Origin of the sequence: Olsenella uli (assembly GCF_901212655.1) — a bacterium.
GTDB lineage: Bacteria > Actinomycetota > Coriobacteriia > Coriobacteriales > Atopobiaceae > Parolsenella > Parolsenella uli_A.
Map to the genome: position 1 here is coordinate 86,045 of NZ_CAAKON010000021.1, position 22,278 is coordinate 108,322.

Sequence of the window (22,278 nt, forward strand, 5' to 3'; positions counted from 1 at the left end):
GTCGGCGGTGTTCTCCTTGGGCTCAAGCATCTCCCAATTGGGATGGCTCTCGACTGCCGCCTTGAGCGACTCGTAGTGCCCCTGGCCCCAGCCGCCATCATTCTTGGGCCCGCTGATGACGAGCGCCACCTTGTAGCTACCCTGGGTGGTGGAAGCATCGCCGGATGCGGCCGCGTCATTCGAGCTGCCGCCGCAGCCCACAAGCGACGCCATGGCCCCGGCGGTGCCAATAAACCCGAGCTTGAGTGCACAACGGCGTGAGATGGACTTGGTCATGGGAATCTCCTTCTGTCTTGGTTGATCAACAATTAATCGCTGGTTGCTCGCAAGCCTGACGCCAGCCGCCCGTCAGCCGCCCGCCAGCCACTCGCTAGCCACTCGTTAGTTCCAGTAGCCGGCATGCACCGCCGCGGCCTCTTCCACGAGCTCGGGGAAGGGACCCACAACCTCGATGTCCTTCTGGCTCGTGGCAAAGATGGAACGGCAAGGCGTGTCGAGCGTCGGGTTCTGCTCCGACGATCCCGTCTGCGCGAGGATGTCGCGCTCCGTCATCGCGTAGACGACGCGCCCGATGTTTGCCCAGTAGATGGCCCCGGTGCACATGGCGCAGGGCTCGCCGGTGGTGTAGAGCGTGCACTGCCACAGGTAGTCGTGGTCGAAGCGCTGGGAGGCCGCCTCGCACAGCTGCGTCTCGGCATGCCCCGTGCACTTGTGCGTGTCGATCTCGACGTTTTCCTGCGCAAGGGCCACCTCCTTGTGCTCGTTCACGAGGATGGCCCCAAACGGGGTGTTGCCGTGCTCACGCGAGTGGCGCGACACCTCGATCGCTTGGCGCAAGAACGCCACGTCCTCCTCGTGCGTATAACTCGCGCGCCGTGCAACCGCCCAAGAGGGCTCTTCTGCTGTCATGTCTCTTGCCTTTCGTCCGTGTCACGTCGCGACTGGACCCCACGCGCGGGGGTCGCGCCCGGCCCAGCCAACCCTCGTGACGCCAATAAAAAAACGGTAAAGCCCACAGACGATGGGGCGGCATCGTCTGTGGGCTTCCCTGTCATGCTCACGTGGCTACCTCGTGGCACGCGTGACCGGCAGACGCCGGAAGGCATGGTGGAACTTCGGTTGTGCGAGAACCCTCGCGGGTCTACCCTCGCGGTCCTCCTCAAGAGGCCCAGCGAGCCAAGTCACGGAGCCGCGACTCAGGCAAAGGATAACACCCGCCCACGTCACACGCCCCGCGGTGCGGGCGCCCGGAACAGACCGGGAACCCGCGCGCAGGATGGCCTACAGCCCAGACTCGATCGCGGAGACCTCATCGTCGGTGATGAAGGTGTCAGCCTTGATCTCGTCGAGATAGCCCTTGACCTTCTCCTGGACGTCAGCCGGGACCTTGTCGGAGAACTTGCCCAGCGAGATGCCGCCGTTACCCATGTTGGCCTCGAGCGAGTCACCGCCGCCGAAGGAGCCGTCCTCGACCTTGTCCATGGCCGAGCCAATCATCCAGTCGGTGATGGTGGAGACGATGACCGTGGGCTGGTCGGAGCCCACGATGTCGATGGGCTGGGCGATGTCGAAGTGCGTGTTGCCACCAGCGGCCTCGAGGGCCTGGCGCACGCCGTTGTCGACGGCCGAGGCGTCGCCCCACATGACGTCGACGTTGTTGGAGTTGATCCACTGCTCGGCCATCTTGGTGCCGAAGGAGGCATCGGTGAAGCCGGCCTCGAAGTTGTACTGGCCGGTGATGCTCGGCTCGATCTTCTGGGCCGCGGCGAGGAACGCCGAGTACTTCTTGGTGGAGGACGGCAGCTTCATGCCCGCGATGAAGCCGATGGACTTGGTCTTGGTCATGAGGCCAGCCACGACGCCCGCGCAGGCGCCGGTCTGCTTGAAGTTGGGCAGCACCGTCATCACGTGGTCGAGGCTCTGGAAATCGGAGAGCTCGTCGGCGTTGGTGTTGGTGATGAGGAAGTTGACGTCGGGGTTGGAGTCGGCCGCGTCGGAGGCAACCTCGGCCCACGTGGAGACGAACTGGTTGCCGTTGCCGATGATGAGGTTCACGCCCATGTCGACGTAGGACTGCGCCGCGGTGGCCGCGTCGGCATCGGCGGTGTTCTCCTTGGGCTCGAGCATCTCCCAGTTGGGATGGCTCTCGATGGCGCGCTTGAGCGACTCGTAGTGGCCCTGGTCCCAGCCGCCGTCGGTGACGGTGCCGCTCATGATCATGGCGACCTTGTACTTCTTGCCGCCGTCGCCCGTGGAGGCGGAGCCAGAGGCGGCAGCCGCGTCTCCGCTGCCAGACGAGCCACAGCCCGCGAGCGCCAGGCTCGCCGCCGCGCTCAGGCCAAGCCCGAGAACGCCGCGCCTGCTAATGGGGGTCGAGAGGAGGTTCTTCTTGCTCATGGTCGGATCCTTTCCTGTGATCGCTGGGGGCTCTGACGCGCCCCATCTGGTCCTACCTTGAGGGAGCCCGGCACAACCAGGCCCCCGTCGTGCCTGTTAGCGCTGCTCGCGCATGTAGGGCTTGCCGCTCGCCTTGGGGCCGGCGTTGCGCGAGCCAAAGAAGATGAGGGCGACGATGGTGAATATGTAGGGAATCATCTTGAAGAACATGACGGGCGCGGCCTGGAACTGCGCCTGCAGCGCCACGCTCGTGCCGTCGAAGAAGCCAAAGAGCAGGCTCGCGGCGAGCACGCCGTAGGCGTTCCAGCGGCCGAAGATGAGCGTGGCGAGTGCGATGAAGCCGCGGCCCATCACGATGCCGTCAGTGTAGATAGGCGTATAGCACAGCGTGAGGAAGGCACCGCCGGCAGCGGCCAGCGCGCCGCACAGCACGCACGCCACGTACTTGATGCCGATGACATTGATGCCCAGGGTCTCGGCCGCCTGCGGATTCTCGCCCACCGAGCGGAACGACAGACCCGCGCGGAAGCGCTTGAAGAACCATGCCACCACGGGCACGAGAAGAAACGCCAGATAGGCCACGGGCGTCTGGTTGAACAGGGCGTTGCCCACAAACGGGATGTCTGCCAGGCCGGGAATCGCGAGGCTTGCCATCTGCGAGCCCGTGGCGTTGGCGGTATTATTGCCCACGAAGAGGTTGTAGCCAAACAGCGCGATGGCGGGCGCGAGGATGTTGATGGCCATGCTCGTGACCACCTGGTCGGAGCGCAGCGTCACCGTGCAGAAGGCGTAGAGCATGTTGACAAGCACGCCGGCGACCATGGCCACCACGAGGCCCACCCAGAGGTTGCCGCTCATCTTGGCAACGGCGAAACCCACGAAGGCGCCCACGGCCATGATGCCCTCGAGGCCAATGTTCACCAGTCCGGCACGCTCGGAGAAGAGCTCGCCGAGCGAGGCGAGCAGGATGGGCACGGCGCCCATCGCCATCGCCTTGAGAATCGTAGGCAGAGCAGTGAGGAAGACGTCCATTACGCGCTCGCCTCGGCTTTCTTGGTCTTGGAGCCAGCAGATGCGAAGCGGGCCTTGATCGCGGGAAGCTTGATCATGGCCATGCCGGCCACGGCAAAGATGATGATCATGCCGCGGATGATCTCAATGATGGCGGTGGGGACGCCGATGACACTCTGCATCATGGTGCCGCCCGTGGACAGGACGCCGAAAAGGATTGCCACCACGATGGACGCGACAGGGTTGAGCTGCGCGATGAGCGCGATGGCGACGCCGTCGAAGCCAAAGCCCGAGCCGAAGCCATCGGCCAGGCGGTAGGGCGCGCGACCCAGCAGCTCAATGCCGCCGCCCAGGCCCGCGATGGCGCCCGAGATCACGAACGATAGCAGGACGAGCGAGCGCACCGGGAAGCCGTTGACGCGCGAGGCGATCTGGTTCATGCCGGTGGCGCGGATCTTGAAGCCAAACGACGTGCGGAACAGCACGTACCAGAGGAAGACGCCCAGGATGATGGCGATCAGGACGCCCAGGTGGGCGCCGGCGACGCTGGGCAGCCGCCCGCTTTGGGGAATGGCCACCGTCTTGGGCAGTCCCTGGTCGGAGAACACGTTCTTGAAGACGTACTCCATGAGGTAGAGGGCCACGTAGTTGAGCATGATCGTGGTGATCATCTCGTTAAGGCCGCGCGTGATCTTCATGATGCCCGGGAGCAAACCCCAGATGCCGCCCACGATGAGGCCGGCGATGAGGCCCGCCGCCATGGCGACGGGGCCCGTGAGCCCCAGTCCCAGGATGACCGTCGCGCAGGCGCAGGCACCCATGATGAACTGGCCCTCGCCGCCGAGGTTGAAGACGCCGCACTTATAGGCGAACACCGCCGCGAGGGCCGTGAAGATCAGCGGGCACGAGCGCTCGAGAGTCTTGACGACCTTGCCCACGTCGCCGAGCGACCCCTGCAGCAGCGCACCGTAGCCCTGCAGCGGGCTCTTGCCGAGGGCCAGGATGATGATGGCCCCCACGATGAGGGCGAGCAGCACGGAGATGATGGGCGTAAGGACCGAGAGGGCCTTCTCGCGCCGCTCCTCCACGCTAGGCGATTGCTTTGACTTGGACACCGTTGCCTCCTATTTACCCGCCATGGCAAGCGAGATCTCCTTGATGGGGGGATTCGCGCCGGGGTACGTTCCCATGATCTGCCCCTCGAACAGCACGACGATGCGGTCGGAGAGCTTCAGGACCTCGTCGAAGTCCGCCGAGATGAGCAGCACCGCGCAGCCCGCGTCGCGCTGGGCGACGATCTGGTTGTGGATGAACTCGGTGGCGCCGATGTCGAGGCCGCGCGTGGGATAGACGGCCACGAGCAGCGACGGCTCACCCTCGAGCTCACGCGCGAGGATGATCTTCTGCTGGTTGCCGCCCGAGAGGCTGCGGGCGGTCTGGTTGACCGAGGCGCAGCGGATGTCGTTCTCCTCGCGCTTCCGCTCGGCAAACTCAGCGATGGCGCCCATCTTGAGCCACGCGCCGTGCCCGACCGAGAAGCGGTCGGAGTTGGTCTGCTTGAGCACGAGGTTCTCGGCGACCGTCATCTCGCCCACGAGGCCCATCTTGTTGCGGTCCTCGGGAATGTTGCCCAGGCCTGCCTTGATGAATGACTCGGGCGAAAACACGGCGATCTTGCTGCCGTCGGGGCCCGAGACCTCGCCGGACTCGGGCGCGATGAGGCCCGTCACGAGCGCCGCGAGGGGCGACTGGCCGTTGCCGTCGATGCCGGCCACGCCGAGAATCTCGCCGCGATGGATCGTGAGCGAGACGTCCTTCAGCCCCCCGTGCTTGACGTCGGGGTGGTAGGAGACGTGCGAGATCGAAAGCTCAGGCGCCCCAACCTCGCTCACCTTCTCGTAGCTGTTCTCGGTGAACTTCTGGCCAATCATGAGGTCGGCAAGCTCCTGCTCGGTGGTGTCGGCCACGCGGACGGTCTCGACGGCCTCGCCGCGGCGCAGCACCGTGACGCGGTCGGAGATGTGCATGACCTCGCGCATCTTGTGCGAGATGAAGATAATCGACTTGCCCTCGGCAGTGAGCGACTCCATGATGTCGAAGAGACCTTGCACCTCGAGGTCGGTGAGGACGGCGGTGGGCTCGTCGAGAATGAGCAGCTCGGCGCCGCGGAACAGCACCTTCATGATCTCGACGCGCTGCTGCATGCCGATTGACATGTCAGCGACCTTGGAGTCGAGGTCGATCTCGAGGCCATAGCGCCCCATCAGCTCCTCGATGGCCTTGCGGTCCTCGGCCATCTTGAGCGTGAGCGACTTATGGCGCTTGTCTCCCAAGATGATGTTCTCGAGCCCTGTCATGTCCTCGACGAGCATGAAGTGCTGGTGCACCATGCCGATGCCGAGCGCCACGGCCTCTGCCGGGGAGGCAATCCTCGTCTCCTTGCCGTGCATGAAGATCTTGCCGGCAGAGGGCTGGTAGAGCCCTATGAGCACGTTCATGAGGGTGGACTTTCCCGCCCCGTTCTCGCCGAGCAGGGTATGGACCTCACCCTCTTCGATGGTCAGCGTGACGCCTTTGTTGGCATAGAATGAGCCAAAGCACTTGCTGACCCCCTCCATCCTGAGCATCTCGGCCACGACGGCCTCCTCTCCAACGCGGGCTCTCGACCCCGCTCCCCATCGCGATCATGCCCTATGATGACATGACAATTATTTCGTATCCCTTAACTTTTGTTTGCGCATTTTGTTCGATGTCCAGTCTAACGGCTCATATTGCGTCGAAGGCGGCGATATGGCGAAATTAGGAGAAACGGAAACGGCGCGTTGTAGCCTGAAATGCATATCGTCGCAGCTACAGGGCGCGTTTGGTTGGAAGGTACATCAGGGGGCACCCCGTTACGCCACACCCTCGGGACCCTCGGGGGCGTCTGCGGAGGCATCGAACTCACGGCGCAGGTCGGCATCGCGCTTATGGTCCTCGGGCGGCAAAACGTTGTTAAGGATGATGGCCATGATGGCACAGGGCGTGATGGCGCTCGTGCCAAAGATGGTGTTGACCCAGTCGGGCATGCCGGGGCCAGTGAGCGAACCGGTGACCTGTGCGATGCCCAGGCCAAACGCCACCGACACGCCAAACACGGTGCAGGCGCGCGGCGTGAGGCCGTCCTTCACCAGGATGCGGATGCCGTTGAGGGTGATGGTGCCAAAGACGCTGATGGTGGCTCCGCCGATGACCGGCTGCGGGATCATCGTGAGCACGGCGGAGAGCTTGGGCACGAGGCCCGCGGCGGCAAATACCACGGCGGCGCCCGCGAACACCCAGCGGTTGATGACGCGCGTGGACACGATGATGCCCACGTTCTGCCCGAAGGCCGAGGTGGGAAGGCCGCCCAGCACCGATGACACCATGCTCACGAGTCCCTGGGCCTTGAGCGCCCCGCCGATCTCGCGCGCGTTGGGCATGCGGTCCATGCTGCCCATCGTGGCCGCCGAGAGGTCGCCGATGAGCTGCACGTTCACCATCACGTAGACCACTGCGAGCGTGAGGCATGCTGCCGGGTTGAAGACGATCCCGAACGGCAGGAACCCAGGCAGAGCAAACCAGCCGGCGCTTGCCACACCCGAGGGGTCGACCATCCCAAGCGGCAGGGAGATGAGCACGCCCACGAGCATGCCAAAGAAGATGCCGCCGAGCTTGAGGATGCCCTTGCCAAAGTTGGAGAACCCAAAAACCGCGGCAAACGTGACGAGGCCCACGACCCAGTTCTGAACCCCACCGAAGCCCGGGGTTCCCACGCCGCCGGCGATGTACTTGATGGCCGTGGGATACAGGGACACGCCGATGGTGAAGATGACGGTGCCCGTAACCAGCGACGGGAACAGCCACTTCACCTTGGGGTAGAACGTGCCGAACAGGATGGCCACCGTCCCGCCCACGAGCTCGGCGCCGAGCAGCGTGGGGAACCCAAACTCGATGCCAACGGCCTGGAAGGCCGGGAGGAACGCGAACGAGACGCCCGTGAGGATGGGCAGGCCGCTCCCGATGCGCCCAAACAGCGGAAACTGCTGCAGGATGGTATCGATGGCCGACAGGATGAGCGCCACCTGGATGATGGCCGTCTCCTGCTCCTCGGAGAAGTTGCACACGCCGGCGATGATGATGGCCGGGGCGATGACGCCGGCAAACGATGACAGCACGTGCTGCAGGGTGATGGGGATGAGGTCCTTGACGGGAGGCATGCCGCCTCGCCTGAACAGCGCGGCCTTCTCCTCGACCTTGCTGGCGTGCACGTCCGTGCGCTTTTGCGTGCGCTCCTGCGAGACCTCACCGGCTCGGGTGGCCCGAGTGGCACGCTCCGATGACTCTCCCGCGCCCTCGCACGACACTCCCCCATTGGCTACAGATGTATCGGGCATCGGCACGTTCCCTTCGACAGTTCGGCGGCAGGGCCACGGCATGCAGCCCTCCCCTTGGTATCTGGACGCTCGTGGCGTAGCGGCTTGTCGCCCCATCTTGGGACCCGGGCCGAACCGAACAATACGCCCGCACAAGTCACCCGTGATGCTCATTCTCACCAATCTGACCAAGGGCGCTGACCTTCCCTTGACGAGCGGCATTGAACCAAACGGATAATCTTTCTACCTAACTAATTGTTAAAAATGCAGATTTCCTACGTGTGTCCAAACAAATGTCCGTCGTTCACGAATCGGCGAACGGCGGGCAAAGATATGACGATGAGACGCGGGGCCACAAGAAAGATGGGACCGGGACTTTCCGCGCTCGCAATCCACCGCCCAGCCGCGTCACGCATGACGCTCAGCTACGGCGGCGCACTCGTCTACCGCGCGCTCGACGGCGTTGACGATGTTCTGGTAGCCAGTACAGCGGCAGGGGGTGCCCCGAGATGAGCTTGCGGATCTCGTCGCGGCTGTAGTGCTTTCCCGAACCCACGATCTCGGTGGCACCCATGATGATGCCCGGCGTGCAGAAGCCACACTGGATGGCCGCTTCGTCAACAAAGGCCTGTTGGACGAGGGTAAGGCAGCCATCGGCACTCTGGAGCCCCTCGCAGTTGACAATCGCTGCGCCCTCGGACCACACCGTGAGGTACAGGCACGAGTCGATGGCAAGACCATTAAGCAGCACGGTGCACGCGCCGCACTCCCCCACCTCGCGGCCGCGCTTGACGCTCGTGAGCCCCAGACGGTCGCGCAGGGTGTCGAGCAGCATATCGCGCTCGTCGGCGCCGATCTCGGTCTCTCGCCCATTCACGGTGAACACTCGCCCACGGGCACGTCACGCCAGCCCGCGGCTCCTTTCGCACGCATCACGGCATCGTAGGCCACCACGCTCGAGGCCGTATCGGCCGAGGTGATGCCGTTGCAGACGTTGCCGCCGATGGTGCCCACGGCGCGCAGCTGGGGACCGCCCGGGGTATTGGCGGCCATGCACAGCGCAGGCAGGCAGCGCGCCACGATCTTGCTCTCATGCACCTCGCGAAACGTAGACGCGGCGCCTATCTCGATGGTTCCATCGTCGCACATCCGGATGCCCTTGAGCTCCTCCAGCTCGTGAACGCTCACGAGCGTACGGCCAGCGTGCCGGCCCTCGCGAATCTGCGCGAGCACGTCGGTGCCAGCCGAGATGATGATGGCTTCCGGATCGGCCACGAGGGCCGCCACCGCGTCGTCAACGCTGGTAGAGAGGTGGATGGACTCGAAGTCATACATGCTAGATCAACCCCTCTTCGGCAAACTTCTCGACCAGCCGCTGCTGGGTCATCGGAATCTGGTAGAGCGCGCAGCCCGTGGCGTCGAGGATGGCGTTGCGAATGGCGGGCGTGAACGGCATGAGCGGCAGCTCACCCAGGGCCTTGTTGCCGTAGGGGCCGCTCGGGTCGTCGGCCTCCACGAAGATGCAGCGAAGCTCGGGTCGTCCATCGAGGAGGGGATCTTGCAGTCGAGCAGGTTGTTGTTGCGCAGCCGGCCCGGCGCGGGGTCGACGAGCTGCTCCTCGTAGAGCGCGGCACCGATACCCTGTGCCATGCCGCCCTGAACCTGGCCCTCGGCCGTGGCCGGGTCGAGGATGCGGTCCGAGTCGTGCACGTTGAGGAAGTCGAGGTTGTTCTTGCGGAGCGTCGTGGCGGTCTTGCGCACGGCATGGCCGCTCACGTAGCTCTGGCACGAGGCATAGGCGCCCGTGTCGAACGGCGTGACGTCGGTGTATTGCTGCGAGACAAGGTGCACCCAGCTGCGCTATGCCTCGCCCGATCCCTTAGCCTCGTCGAGGTAGCTGTAGAGGGTGTACTTCGAGATGCCAAAGTACTTGCAGACCTTGGGACCGCTCTTGGTGATGAGGAAGGCGCCGGTGTCGTTGAGGTAGCGGATCGCGCGCACGCGGTCGTCCTTGTTCATGAGCGCCGCCGGCTTGCCCACGAGCTCGACGCTCTGCTCAATGAGGTCGTCGAGCAGGTCGGCCACGTTTCGCACGATGGGCTCGGGTTCTCCGGTGGGATCGTCGCCGGGGCCGGTGCCCGTAAGGCTGCTCAGGGCGTCGGCCGCAGCCGACAACATTGTGATGTCGTAGTTGATGCCAAATATGCCCGTCGTACGGCCCTCCGCATTGCGGATGAACACCGTGGTGGAACGCAGGATGCGCCCGTCCGAGGTCTTCGTGAGGTAGGCGAGGCGATCGGAGAGCTTGTGGACGCTTCCAGCCTTGATGGCCTCGAGCACCACGTGGCTCGGCCCGTCGCCCACGGCTCGGCCCGTCACGTGGCCGTTCTCGATGGCGATGATGGAGCGCGCGGGATCGCTGGTCTCGAGGTCGTGAACGACCGTCTCGCAGTTTGAGCCGAATTGCGCTGCGATGCCGTGAGCAAGACGCGTATAGAAGTCGATCTGGGAAGCATCCATAAGCGCCGTCTTTCGGTTGGGTGAGCGAGTGTCGGCTCTTTGACGCCGGCCTTCGATCGAGCGGACGAGAGCAGTCGTGTCAAACCCGTGGACCCAACTAAACACGTGGGCTTGGCATCAGGACTGATTGCCTAATTCTAACAGCGGATGTTGATACCCCTGATATAAAGTTAGCCCATCAGACCAGAAGTGCGGGATATGAAGGGACAACGTCGGGGGCGTCCTCTGTAGATAGGGGTCTCTAGCAGGAGCGTTGGGCCCAGCATGCACCGCCGTGGGCACCACGCCCCAAAGAATGCCGCACCATTCGCTTTTCCTCGCCTACCGCTCGCCGGCATGTGAGTGGTATGAGGCACATTTTCTCACCGCACGCCCAAACACCCGCGGGCGGCGGGCAGCGTGGCGCAGTACGAGGGGGCGGCAAGAATGGTGTACATGTTGATGTGTGTCCCCAGGTAAAAGACACTCCCCCGCCTACACCAAAGAGGGGCGTTTACCAAGCCGTAACATCAAAGTGGGGACGCGCCGAGTATCCTTATGAGACTTGCACGTCAGGCTCGCCGGACCGCTCCGGCTTGCACGTCAGGCTCGCCGGTCAGCGCCGACGAAGAAGGAGATGCCACATGGCTCGCGTGTTCAATTTCTCCGCAGGTCCCGCCGCACTTCCCGAGGAGGTGCTGCGCGAGTGTGCCGACGAGATGCTCGACTATAAGGGCCAGGGCATGAGCGTGCTTGAGATGAGTCACCGATCTGCCGCCTACCAGCAAATCTTCGATGACACCGTGGCAACCCTGCGCCGCGTGCTGGGCATCCCCGACACCTACAGGGTGCTGTTCCTCCAGGGGGGTGCCACGCTCGAGTTCGCGGGCATCCCCATGAACCTCATGCGAGGCGGCCACGCCGGCTACCTCGTCACGGGCAACTTCGCCAAGAAGGCCTGGAGGGAGGCCCAGAAGTATGGCGAGGCCGAGGTGCTCGCAACAAGCGCCGACACCAACTTCGACCGCATCCCCAACCTCGCGCCAGTTGCCGAGCGCGTGGCCAAAGGCGGGCTTGACTACGTCTACATCTGTCAGAACAACACGATCTTTGGCACGCAGTTCCACGAGCTGCCGGAGTGCGGCGAGACGCCGCTCGTTGCCGACGTCTCGAGCTGCTTCCTCTCCGAGCCGCTCGACGTGACCCGCTACGGCCTCGTCTACGCAGGCGCGCAGAAAAATGCGGGCCCGGCCGGCGTCACCGTCGTCATCGTGCGCGAGGACCTCATCGCAGGCGGCCCGGCGCTGCCCATCTGCCCCACCTACCTCGACTACAAGGTCGAGGCCGAGAAGGGCTCGATGCTCAACACGCCCAACACCTTCGGCATCTACCTGTGCGACAAGGTGTTCCACTGGGTCGAGCGCACCGGCGGCCTCACGGCCATGCGCGAGCGCAACCTTGAGAAGTCACGGCTGCTCTACGACTACCTCGACCACAGCACGCTCTTCCACGGACACGCCCAGCCATCCAGCCGCTCCATCGCCAACGTGACGTTCCGCACCGGCGACGAGGCCCTCGACGCCGAGTTCGTCGCCGGAGCCACCGAGCGGGGTCTCGCGGGCGTCAAGGGCCACCGCCTCGTGGGCGGCATGCGAGCCAGCGTCTACAACGCCGTCCCCCTCGAAGGCGTCCGTGCCCTACGATCGTACATGGAGGAGTTCGAGTCGAGTCATCCTGCCAAGTAGCCCAAGAAGCCAAGCACAAGAATTGACACTCAGGCACCTGGCGCCCGCGCTCGGCGCGAGCTCCGCACGAGTCCGGGGCCACTCCCCCGGACGAGCGGGACTGTCCGAGCGTTGAGCACGGAAGTCAGATGCCGACGGGAAGGGAAATCAAAGATGAGGCACATCAAGACCATCGACGACATCACCAAGGACGGCAGCGTCGAGTTCGGCGATGGCTACGACTTCGTGGACACCACCGAGGAGGCAGACGCCATCCTCATGCGCTCCACCGACCTGCACGGCTACGAGCTGCCCGCGGGCATCCGCGCCATCGCCCGCTGCGGCGCCGGCGTGAACAACATCCCCATCGACGAGTACGCCAAGAAGGGCGTCGTGGTCTTCAACTCCCCCGGTGCCAACGCCAACGCCGTAAAGGAGCTCGTCATCGCGATGCTCATCCTCTCCAGCCGCGGCGTGGTGCAGTCCATGGACTGGGTGCGCGCGCACGAGGAGGACCCCAACATCCAGGTCGACGCCGAGAAGGCCAAGAAGGCATTCGTGGGCCGCGAGCTCAAGGGCAAGCGCATCGGCGTGGTGGGCCTGGGCAATGTGGGCTCCAAGGTCGCCAACGCCTGCGTTGACCTTGGCATGGACGTCTACGGCTACGACCCGTTCATCTCCGTGGAGCACGCCTGGGCACTCAACCGCGAGATCCAGCGCGTGGGCACGCTCGAGGACCTCTGCCGCGGCTGCGACTACCTGACCGTGCACGTGCCCAGCAAGGCCGACACCATCCACATGATCGATGAGGACATGCTGGGCCTGCTCAAGCCGGGCGCCGTGCTCATCAACTACGCGCGCGAGACCATCGTGGACGAAGAGGCCGTGGACGCTGCCCTGCGCGGCGGTCGCCTCTCCTGGTTCTCCACGGACTTCGCCACGCCCGGCACCGTCAAGATGCCCAACACCTTCATCACCACGCACTCCGGCGCCGGCACCGGCGAGGCCGAGGCAAACTGCGCCGACATGGCCATCTCCGAGCTCAAGGACTACCTGGAGAACGGCAACATCGCGAACTCGGTGAACTACCCGGCGTGCTCCATGGGCAAGGCCCGCGCCGCGAGTCGCGTTGCGTGCCTGCACGCCAACGTGCCCAACATGATCGGCCAGATCACGGCAATCCTGGCAAAGGACAACGCCAACGTGCAGCGCATGGTCAACGAGAGCGCCGGCGAGAACGCCTACACCATGTTCGACACCGACGAGCACCTCGAGGACGCCACGATCGAGGCCCTGAAGCAGATTCCCGCCATCTATCGCGTGCGCGTGATCAAGTAGCATTCTTCTTGCGGCGCAGGGCCGCGCGGACTCCCAGCTGCGGGAGCTCGCGCGGCCTTTTGTTTGGCAGACGATGAGTCAGTCCAGCCGCCTTGCTGCCGTCTACTTTGACTCATTTTGCGCGCCGTCTCAGCCCAGCCGCCGCCTGGTCGCCATCCACCTTGACTCATTATTCGAGCTGCCTCATTCCAGAAGTCATAGAGGAGCGTTTCGCATGGACATCCAGCCCTTTTCCTGCACGCGGCCCAACCCGGACCGCATCACCGATGCCCTCGTGGCCGGCCCGGACGCGCTTGCAGACAGCAGCCTCTTCACGCTGGACGCCTCGCGAGCGCTCTACGTAATTGAGCATGCAGGCGTCGCCGGCGCCACAATGGGACTCGCTTGCTGCATCCCGGTGGACGAAATGGCGGGTCTCATGCCAACGGACGAGGCGGCCCCGAGAGATTCCGGCAAAGGGGCATCCTCTTCAGAGCAAGCCGTCGAGGCCGGCGTCAGTGAGGGCGCAACCAGAGATGACATCTCCAGCGACCAAGACGCGAGCGCCCTTCTTGATGAAATCAAGCGTCTAGGGGCTCAGGTGCATCCTGTCAGGCTTCTGCACGCCGGCAACTTCGCGCTCGACATCATCCTCGGGGCGGCAAAGACCGCAACGCCGCTCTACGCGCTCGACGGACCCAGCGGGCAACGCCTGACCGTCTGGCGAGTCAGTCGTCCCGAGGCTATCGACGCGCTTAAGGCCACATACGGCACGCTCGGGCTTTCCCTTGCCACAAGCGCAGATGCCCTGGTGGCCGAAGCGGACATAGCGCTTGCCCGGGAGCATCACGCAGCCGTCAAGACCCAGGGCATTCCCGCGCCAAGCGACATCGCGCTTGCGGTTCTCATTCCTCAAAATCAGGCCGGCGCCGACACCTTCAGCATCCCCGCAGGCCTTCTTATGCACCGCATTCGCTAAGGCCTTCGGCTCCCAACTCAAGCTGCGGCCTGCGAGCTGCGAGCTGCGAGCTGCGAGCTGCGAGTGGATTATGCTAATTAAGCCGACTTCGCTATCGTCCGCCAAACAGGCCGCCAAGCCCTCCAAAGAGGCCGCCCAGCCCTCCGCCAAGCAGCTTGCTGGCAATGGCGCCCATGTCCAGCTTGGACATGTCGACGTGCAGGGCGTCGGCAGCGCCCTGGAGCTGCGCAATATCGAGCTTGGAGACGTCGATCTCCGCGAGGTTCAACTGCGACAAATCAACGAACGAGAGGTCCATGCCCGTCTCCGCAAGCCTGGCAAGCGTTGCCTGCACGACCTCCGTGACATCAAAGCCGCCCGCGCCGGTGATGGCCTCAACCGCCTCACGTGGATGGGCAATGAGCTCCTGGGCTCGCTCGGGCGCCGCCTGAACGGCCTCGGCAACCGTGACGGCAATCGTCTGGACGTCCATGTTGTCTCCTCAAGCTCTTCGTTGTCTCCCACGCCGGAAACCCGGCAGGCACGTCACACCAGCCCAGGCGCGCCGACCGACTCCGCTACCCTGCCCAGCTAGCTCGTATGACGCCAGCGAGGGTCGGTGATGGAGCGTGCCACGCCCAGGCCCACCGGCAGGAAGGCCACGATGAGGACGGCGCGAATCATCCACCCCATCATGTTGAGCGTGTCGAACACGCACATATAGTAAATCGCGCGATACATATACAGGCCCGGCACCATGATCACGATGCTGGGCACCGTGAGCGAAATGCGCGGGAAGCTCGTATGCAGCCCCAGCACCGCCGCAAGGAGCCCCGAGCAGAGGGCGCCGATAAACGCCGCCGCCTCGGGCGGCACGCCCGCGGAGAGCCCAAGCCCCGGCAGAAGCGTTGGGAGGTCAACGAGCGACAGCCTCAGCGTATTGGAAATCATGCCGATGACTCCCGCCGTCGCGGCCATCTTCGCTGGGCTGTTGAACATGACCGAGAAGCCAAAGACGCCCACGAAGCTCATCGTGAGCCTCAACAGCGTCGTGAACCACGGCGCAAGCCCCAGCGGCTGGAAGTCGTCCGGGGCAAGCCCCACCACCTCGGCGACGAGCCAGCCCACGAGCGTTGCCAGGACGATGACGGACACCGCGAAGGTGAGGCGCTCGATGCCGCTGCGCATGTCGAGCTTGGCGATGTCGAGCCCGCTCGTGATGAGCGGGAACCCGGGAATAACGAACAGCATGGCGCCGATGTAGCCCGCCTGGTGGGACATGGCGCCCGGCACCGCCATTCCCAGGAGCATCAGGATGACGAGGTACGCCACGCACGCAACGGCGACGCCACAGGCGATGCCGCTGTACTGCCCGATCTTGCGCCTGCCCATGCGTGCGCGCACGAAGTTGCCAAGGCCCGCGCCCACCGTAGCGCAGAACATCTCGATGGGGCCGCCGCCCAGCAGAAACACGAAGGCGCCGCAGGCAAAGCCCGACGCCAGCCCCAGCTGCCAGGGCGTGTAATCCGGCTTGGACTTCTCCACCAAGTCGAGCAGCTCGTGGTAGCCGTGCACCGTGATCTCGCGGCCGAGGGTCTCCACCTCGCGCAGGTAGTTCTCCATGAGCCAGATCCTGTGCGTGTTGACGCCCGTGGTGGCAAGGCTCACCACCTCGCTGAAACTCTCGTGACCCTCGATGCAGGTGCACTCGATCGAGAGCAGCGAGATGTCCACGTGGATGGTGACGCCCAACACGCTCGCGACGCGGTTCATCGTGTCGCGCACCCGCCAGGCGCCCGTGCCGCTCGCGAGGGCCAGCAGACCCGTGCGACAGATGATGGTTGACTTGTCGGGCAGGGGCGCCTGCACCGCCGGCATGTCGCCCGCGGCAACGACCTCGTGCCAGGCGGCCTGCATGTGATGGGGGCGCATCCTCACCCCATGGCCCGAATTCTGATGATGGTGATGCATCCCAATCCTGCCAACGGTCACCGGACCCATGAGCCAACCTTCCGTAGAGCTGAGGCCCGCGCGTCGCCGCCCGTACCGAGGCGGCAAGGACGAGCGGTAGTTAAACGTTTCGATCGAGCATACTACTTCGCCGCGAACGCCCCGCGCGAGCCAAGGTGGGTATGATGAGCAGATACCACCGATGACAAACGAAGGCGAAGGAGAGGTCATGGATTCTGGCAAGTGGGCGCTGGCGGCATTTGCGCTGGGAGCCGCCATGGCCTTTACGATCACCGTCGTCGTGCGCCTGTGCATCGCCGAGCGGGAATCCGAGCGCAAGGACGCCGAGGGGGCACGAGAGGAGGCCGCACACGCTGCCGAGGGCTCGGAAGCCGCAAACCCGCAGCCCACGCTCAGAAAGTCCGAGGTTAATGGCACCTCTTCAGCTGCCGGAGCCCAGGATGGCAACAAGGCCGTTGCCAAGGCGGATGGAGCCAAGGATAGCAAGGAGGCCACTACCAAGGCGGCCAGCCCCCGAGATGGCAAGGGGGCCATCGCCGTGGCGGCAGGCCCCTCCGTAACGGCAGAGGCATCCGCACTCGCTGCCGACTCGAGTGCCGCCGAATTCGTCGCAACGCCCGAGGCCACCGAACTTGCGACTGCCTCGCACGGCGCGCCCGCCGCACCAGAGCCCGACGCCGCACCAGAGCCCGCCGCACCTGAGCACGCCGCCCCGCTCGACATGGAGGAGCTCACCGCCACGCTCCTGCGCAGCGCAGACCCCATCTCAGACCTCAAGCACGAGGCTGGCCGCATACGCACCGCCGAAGCCCATGCGGCAGACGACGGGGGCATCGAGCCCTCGAGCCTCGACTCCTACCTCGCCCGCGCGCTCGACGAGGCGGGCCTCTTCTCCAAGGACGCCGGCACGCCCGACGTCACCGTCGTGCTCCCCAGCCGCAGCAAGACGTTCTACCTGCGCGTCAACGATTCCTCGATCGCTTGGCCGGACATGGTGCGCGTGCTCGCCGTCGAAAGCGCCCTCAACCGCACCCTGTTTGCCTGGGAGCACCTTGTGCGGGACGCCCAGGCAGACGACGGAGACGTTGCCGGTGGCGTGGCCGAGACCGGCGCCCCGCGGCGCCACAAACCCAGCGAGGCGGAGCCGCACGCGTCGGACACCGCCCTTCAGAACGCATCCCGCACCGCCAGCCCATCGCCTTCGCTCGAGGACTGCTACCGCTTCAACCAGGCCCTCGCCTCCTCCATCACCGCGCAGCTCGGGTCCTCGCCCATCCGCCGCGCCAGCATGTCAGACGTGCTGGGCGAGTGGGGCGCCCGCCAGGCCATCGCGGCCGGCATAGAGACGTTCCGTCTTCCCGTGCGGCTCAGCGCAAGCTTCCGCGTAAACCTGATGGGCGGAGACGCCGCCATCGCGATCAAGCACGTGCCGTGGAACGTGTTCCCCGCCTCGGTGTGGTCCGAGGAGCTGGGCCGCGTCATTCCCGCCACGCGCCAGATGCGCGAGCAGGCGGCGAGCGCCTACGCCATGCGGACGGCCCTGCTGCTGGCCAGCCACGCCTTCCGCTGCTCGAGGCGCCTCTGCCACGTCTTCGTAGCCGTCTCGGAGGACTCGCCCACGCGCCACGCGTGCCTACTCTCGGGCGACGTCGAGCGCGAGCGCCTCGGCGAGTTCGACCTCTCCGCGCCGTTCAACCCCGAGTCCGTCTGTCGCATGCTCGGCTTTCGCATGCGGCTCGAGGGCGGCGTGCTACAGGAGGTGGAACAGGGCTTTTCGCTCGACTCCGAGCGCTTCTGCCCGCGCACGCGCTACGAGTCCGTAGACCTTTCCAACCGCATCCTGCCGCGCTTTGAGTCGCGGCTCCTCGGCGTCACGCGCGTGAGCGACCTCGCCATCAACGAGAATGCGCACCGTGCCGAGATGGCCCAGGTCTTGGCCCGCACGCTGGGAACCTCCACCGAGCACAACGTGCGCGAGATCCTCGACCTCACGCAGGGCGACAAGGACCCCTCGGTTCGCGAGGCGGGCGAGCGTACGGCCGAGCGCCTCATCGACGGAAGCCTTCCAGACAGCGACGCCCTCGCCTTCTCGGACGAGTTCATCTTTGGCGACGACCTCTCGCGCGCCTGCGAGCGCGCGGCGAGCCTCCTCAGGGCCGGCCGCGCCAGCGAGGCGGTGGACGTGCTCACGGAGGCCCTTGCCCCCGTCGACGCGCTCGACACCTACACGGACACGGACGCCGTGGCCTGGCGCGAGTTCATGGGCTACGTGGAGCGCACGCTCTACAACCGCCTGCTCGCGACGGACGGCCAGCAGGTCTGCCTCGTGCCGGATGCCTACTACAACGCCCAACTCCTGATGGCCACGGCGCTTTTGGCCAGCAACCGCCCCGGCCAGGCACTCGGCTTTGCCCGACGCGCCCAGGACCTGGACCCGTTCTGCATTGCCGGAACGCTCCGCGTGGTGCGCTGCCTGGAGGTACTGGAGCGCCGCGACGAGGCAGCCGAGGAGCTGGTTCGCCAGCTCGGGCGTGCCTATGATCCCGAGGGTCTGGGCGTCGTCTACTACCGGCTCGCCTTCATGTACTGGCGCCTTGGCAAGACCGAGCTCGCGGACGCCTGCTACCAGAAGGCGGCCGTGAGCCGCGCAAGCTGCTCGGGCGCGGCGATGGTGGAGCTCAAGACCATGCGCGCCGTCACGGGCACGGGCGGCGTGGAGCCCAAGGACGTCGAGGACGTGCTCGAGCGCGCCGACATCCCCCTCGCGCCAACCGACGAAATCCTTACCGTGCTATTCGAGGCGGCCCAGGGCGCCACGGACGCCGAGGTCTTTCCCGTGGCCAGGAGCTTCGCGGCGTTGCTTGGCGCCCTCTCCGGCGACGACGTCATGCACGGCGTCACCAACTCCATCGAGCTCGACCCAGACTGGTAACGGCTGCAAACACGGGCAGGCCGCCTCGCCTGCGCCAGCCCCCTCAATTCGAGCGTGCAAACAAAAGAAGCGCCCCGACACCATCAGGTGCCGAGGCGCTTCTCTGTGATAGTTCAGCCGCGGGAGCGCAGCCAAAGGTCAGGTTCGATGGACCAATGCAGGTGACGCTACAGCTCAAGCTCCATGAGCTGCGCAATCGCGTAGATGTAGATCTTCAGGGCGAGGCGCAGCTGCTCCTCGTTCACGCCCTCATCCGGCCCATGCATCTGACCCACCCACTCGGGCGTCTCGGCCTCGGGCTCCTCGGGGCCAAAGCTCGCGGCGTTGGCGAAGTGACGAGCGTACGTGCCGCCGCCAATCGTAAACGGCTGGGTGTCGCGGCTCGTGTACTCGTTGTAGCTGCGCACGAGCGTCTGGATCTCGGGCGAGGAGGGGTCAACATAGAACGGCGGCACCGTGTTGCCCAGCACAAACTCGCAGCCGTGCGAGGCCGAGACGTCGGCCAGGCGCTCGGCGATGGCCTCGGAGGTCGTGGACTTGGGGTAGCGGCAGTCCACCGTCTGCTCGAAGCGGCCGTCGGCCGTGGTGCGAACGGTGCCGCCGATGCAGGTGAGCGGCTCAAAGATGTCGTCGGTGGCGTCAATCCCCAAGGTGGAGCCGTCCGTGGAGCCCATGACCTGCGCCTCGAGCTCGAGGAACGGGCGCTGTGCCTCGGAGAACACGCCGTTCTCGAGCAGGTAGTCGCACAGCATGCCGATGGCGTTCTTGGTGCCCGCCGGCAGCGATGCGTGGCCACCGATGCCGTGCGCCGTGAGGTGCACGAGTCCGTCACAGGCGGCCTCGATGACGATGCCCTCGGCCTCGGGAAGCTTGGCGGCGTCGGCACGCACGTACGCCTGGGCCTCGCGCGGGATGGCATTGGTCACCGTGCCGCCGTCGAGCGAGACGATGGCAGCCGGCTCGTTCTCAGCGGCACCCCCCGCCACCTCAGGAGAGCGGAACGTGGCCGAGAGCTGGCCCTTCTCGCCGCAGCACACCGGGAACTCGGCGTCGGGCGTGAACAGGAAGGCCGGCTGCTCATAGTTCTCGAGGTACCAGTCCACGTCTCCCATGCCGGTCTCCTCGTTGGCGCCAAGCATGACGCGCAGCGTGTACGGGAGCCTCTCGCCCGTCTCCTCGACCCGCTCGGCAAAGAAGCGTGCGGCGTGGAGCGAGAGCACGGCGGGGCCCTTGTCGTCGATGACGCCGCGACCAAGCAGCCAGCCGTCGCGGACCTCCATCTTGTAGGGGTCGGTGTGCCAGCCCGGGCCCTCGGGAACCACGTCTACATGGGCGATGGTGGCAATCTGCTTCTCCGAGACGCCGGGAAGGTCGGCATAGCCGAGGTAGCCGTCGCAGTCGTGGGCGTTGAGGCCCATGCGGTCCGCGATGCAGAGTGCCTCGTCCAGGGCCTCGCGCGGGCCGGGACCCCAGGGGGCGCCCTCCTCGGCACGGTCGAGCTCCTCCACACTGCGGTGGCTCACGAGCTCCGCGATATCCTCGAGCACCTCGGGCCACACGCGGTCCACAAAGGCGTCAATATCATGCTTGAGCTGGTCGTTATTGGCCATGGGGCCTCCTTAGTCTCCATGCGCGGCGCGCGCTGCCGGCGAGCGGCGCAGATAGGTTCAGTCCAAACCAGTGTAGCGCGTAGAGCGCCGGAGGCGGCGCCCCATCGGCACCCGTTACGGCTTTGGCGTCGCCGGCACGGCGCGCCTCGAGCAGGCCTCCCGTCGACACCCGTCGTGGCCTCGGGACCGACGGCGCAAAGCGAGCCGTGCGTCATCGCCGCTGACGACCCCAGTGCTTCGGGCTACCCGTCGCGGAGCGCCCCGCACGGACCCGATCCTGTGCCCTCCAGATGCCGAATACAACAAGCGACGCCACCAGGTACCCGGCAAGGTCGAACGGGAGGTCCTTGACGTCGAAGTGCCTCCCGGGCACGAAGATCTTGTGGGTCTGGTCCACGAGCGAGCACAGGGCGCAGAAGCAGACCGTAGCCGCGAACAGCGCGCAAGCCGAGGGCCCGCGCCCGGTGGCCGACGCGCGGCCGGCGGTGCGCCCTGGGCCATGGGTGTCCCCACGCCGAGAAGCGCCGGGCCCGGCCCCAAGGACGCCTCGCCAAAAGATCGCGGTAAGCGAGGCGAAGAGGCCCACCGCGGCAAACTCGACGGCATGCGCCACGCGACGCACGCGCTGGAGCCAGAACGCGGCAACCCTCGGCAGCTTCGAGAGGTCGGGGGCTTGCGAGGAATCGGATGCGCCCTCGGACGCCTGCGTGGAGTCAATCGCGCCCTGGGTCGCCTCGCTCGGGTCCGAGTCATCGGCTTTAGAGGAGGCACTGCCGACAGCAGGTGCCTCTCCCCCGTCCGTCGCGGTGGCAGCCTCCCCGTGGCCGGCGCTCACCTCTCCGCCAGAGGCCGCCCCTGCGGCCGAGGCCACGACCTCGCTCGCCACGCGCTCGGCAGAAGCCGAGAGCCGCGAGGTGCCCTCGGCGGATTGCTCGGTTAGCGCCCATATGGCCACGAGCGAGAGCACGAGGCACACCAGCGAGACGACGCGTAGGAGCCAGAGCCCGCGGCTCCGCAAGCGCTCGCCCCCACGCACGCGCCCGCGTCCCAGGGCGGCAGCGTCGTCCCGCGAGCGCCCAGGGCCCTTGTGCTCACAACCCGCCGACGGCCCATCAGACAGCTCGCCGCGCCCGTCAATCTGTATACGTTCATCGGTCATGCGGCGTAGTGTACAACGCCCGCCGCCGCGCGCATGAGAATGCCACGGATTGGAGATGCCTGCGGCGATGCGGGCATGATGCGGCCCCGGGATCGCCGCGGGCCGTCCGCCCCATCGACATCAACGTCAAGAGCGCGCTGAACGGCTGCCAGGCCGCGGTTCGCGTGTTCGAGGCCCCGGCACGCATGGCGTCATCATCAACACAAGCTCCATGGACTCGGCGAGACAAGCGGGGCGGCAATCCCTGCTGCATGCGCCAGGAGCTGCCGCCCCTTGTGAACTCAGCGTTTGAACGGGGCCTCCGCC

At 65.7% G+C, this 22,278-nt stretch carries 18 protein-coding genes and 1 pseudogene; 4 read left to right on the forward strand and 15 right to left on the reverse strand.

Going from position 1 to position 22,278, the window contains the following annotated elements; genetic code table 11:
- Positions 1-381 precede the first annotated feature (381 nt).
- The 11 genes and pseudogenes from EFAMC2_RS04075 to EFAMC2_RS04120 all read right to left on the reverse strand — a co-directional run bounded on the left by EFAMC2_RS04075 (position 382) and on the right by EFAMC2_RS04120 (position 10,322).
- Positions 382-909, reverse strand: coding sequence for a nucleoside deaminase (locus EFAMC2_RS04075; RefSeq protein ID WP_154027364.1), 528 nt, complete (start codon positions 907-909; stop codon positions 382-384).
- 372 nt (positions 910-1,281) lie between these two features.
- Positions 1,282-2,397 carry a BMP family protein gene (locus EFAMC2_RS04080; protein ID WP_154027366.1) on the reverse strand — a complete coding sequence of 372 codons (1,116 nt, stop codon included), beginning with the start codon at positions 2,395-2,397 and terminating at the stop codon, positions 1,282-1,284.
- A gap of 96 nt (positions 2,398-2,493) precedes the next feature.
- Positions 2,494-3,429, reverse strand: a complete 936-nt coding sequence (locus tag EFAMC2_RS04085; protein ID WP_154027368.1) for an ABC transporter permease — start codon at positions 3,427-3,429, stop codon at positions 2,494-2,496.
- Positions 3,429-4,523, reverse strand: coding sequence for an ABC transporter permease (locus EFAMC2_RS04090; RefSeq protein ID WP_154027370.1), 1,095 nt, complete (start codon positions 4,521-4,523; stop codon positions 3,429-3,431). The genes EFAMC2_RS04085 and EFAMC2_RS04090 overlap by 1 nt, the downstream gene beginning before the upstream one ends.
- A gap of 9 nt (positions 4,524-4,532) precedes the next feature.
- Positions 4,533-6,035, reverse strand: coding sequence for an ABC transporter ATP-binding protein (locus EFAMC2_RS04095; RefSeq protein WP_261980073.1), 1,503 nt, complete (start codon positions 6,033-6,035; stop codon positions 4,533-4,535).
- Positions 6,036-6,302: 267 nt separating this feature from the next.
- Positions 6,303-7,823, reverse strand: coding sequence for a uracil-xanthine permease family protein (locus EFAMC2_RS04100; protein WP_154027374.1), 1,521 nt, complete (start codon positions 7,821-7,823; stop codon positions 6,303-6,305).
- Between the two features lie 400 nt (positions 7,824-8,223).
- Entirely contained in the window at positions 8,224-8,688 is a 465-nt protein-coding gene (locus tag EFAMC2_RS04105; protein WP_261980058.1) for a (2Fe-2S)-binding protein, read from the reverse strand.
- Positions 8,676-9,137 (reverse strand): FAD binding domain-containing protein, encoded by a 462-nt coding sequence (locus EFAMC2_RS04110; protein ID WP_154027376.1) that lies wholly within the window; start codon positions 9,135-9,137, stop codon positions 8,676-8,678. Before EFAMC2_RS04110 ends, EFAMC2_RS04105 begins: the two co-directional genes overlap by 13 nt.
- A gap of 1 nt (position 9,138) precedes the next feature.
- Positions 9,139-9,318, reverse strand: a complete 180-nt coding sequence (locus EFAMC2_RS10290) for a hypothetical protein (protein ID WP_261980077.1) — start codon at positions 9,316-9,318, stop codon at positions 9,139-9,141.
- Between the two features lie 32 nt (positions 9,319-9,350).
- Positions 9,351-9,653, reverse strand: a pseudogene (locus EFAMC2_RS10440) (molybdopterin cofactor-binding domain-containing protein); the annotation flags it as partial.
- 9 nt (positions 9,654-9,662) lie between these two features.
- A complete protein-coding gene (locus EFAMC2_RS04120; protein WP_154027378.1) occupies positions 9,663-10,322 on the reverse strand; it encodes a transcriptional regulator in 660 nt (219 codons plus the stop codon).
- Between the two features lie 623 nt (positions 10,323-10,945).
- Here EFAMC2_RS04120 and serC point away from each other — a divergent pair.
- From serC to EFAMC2_RS04135, 3 genes are all read left to right on the forward strand, one after another.
- Positions 10,946-12,046, forward strand: coding sequence for a 3-phosphoserine/phosphohydroxythreonine transaminase (gene serC, locus EFAMC2_RS04125; protein WP_154027380.1), 1,101 nt, complete (start codon positions 10,946-10,948; stop codon positions 12,044-12,046).
- 153 nt (positions 12,047-12,199) lie between these two features.
- Positions 12,200-13,363, forward strand: coding sequence for a phosphoglycerate dehydrogenase (locus EFAMC2_RS04130; RefSeq protein WP_154027382.1), 1,164 nt, complete (start codon positions 12,200-12,202; stop codon positions 13,361-13,363).
- Positions 13,364-13,577: 214 nt separating this feature from the next.
- A complete protein-coding gene (locus EFAMC2_RS04135) occupies positions 13,578-14,321 on the forward strand; it encodes a DUF1015 domain-containing protein (RefSeq protein ID WP_154027384.1) in 744 nt (247 codons plus the stop codon).
- A gap of 91 nt (positions 14,322-14,412) precedes the next feature.
- Here EFAMC2_RS04135 and EFAMC2_RS04140 read toward each other — a convergent pair whose 3' ends face one another.
- Together EFAMC2_RS04140 and EFAMC2_RS04145 are read right to left on the reverse strand one after the other, a co-directional pair.
- Entirely contained in the window at positions 14,413-14,793 is a 381-nt protein-coding gene (locus EFAMC2_RS04140; RefSeq protein ID WP_154027386.1) for a hypothetical protein, read from the reverse strand.
- Positions 14,794-14,891: 98 nt separating this feature from the next.
- The gene (locus EFAMC2_RS04145; protein WP_261980059.1) at positions 14,892-16,232 is read right to left on the reverse strand and encodes a threonine/serine exporter ThrE family protein; all 1,341 of its coding nucleotides are present in this window, start codon (positions 16,230-16,232) and stop codon (positions 14,892-14,894) included.
- Between the two features lie 247 nt (positions 16,233-16,479).
- Between EFAMC2_RS04145 and EFAMC2_RS04150 the strand changes: the two genes are divergently transcribed.
- The gene (locus EFAMC2_RS04150) at positions 16,480-19,203 is read left to right on the forward strand and encodes a tetratricopeptide repeat protein (protein WP_154027388.1); all 2,724 of its coding nucleotides are present in this window, start codon (positions 16,480-16,482) and stop codon (positions 19,201-19,203) included.
- Between the two features lie 167 nt (positions 19,204-19,370).
- Here EFAMC2_RS04150 and EFAMC2_RS04155 read toward each other — a convergent pair whose 3' ends face one another.
- Positions 19,371-20,813, reverse strand: coding sequence for a Sapep family Mn(2+)-dependent dipeptidase (locus EFAMC2_RS04155; protein WP_154027390.1), 1,443 nt, complete (start codon positions 20,811-20,813; stop codon positions 19,371-19,373).
- A gap of 211 nt (positions 20,814-21,024) precedes the next feature.
- Positions 21,025-21,972, reverse strand: a complete 948-nt coding sequence (locus tag EFAMC2_RS04160) for a VanZ family protein (RefSeq protein WP_222838515.1) — start codon at positions 21,970-21,972, stop codon at positions 21,025-21,027.
- Between the last annotated feature and the right edge of the window lie 306 nt (positions 21,973-22,278).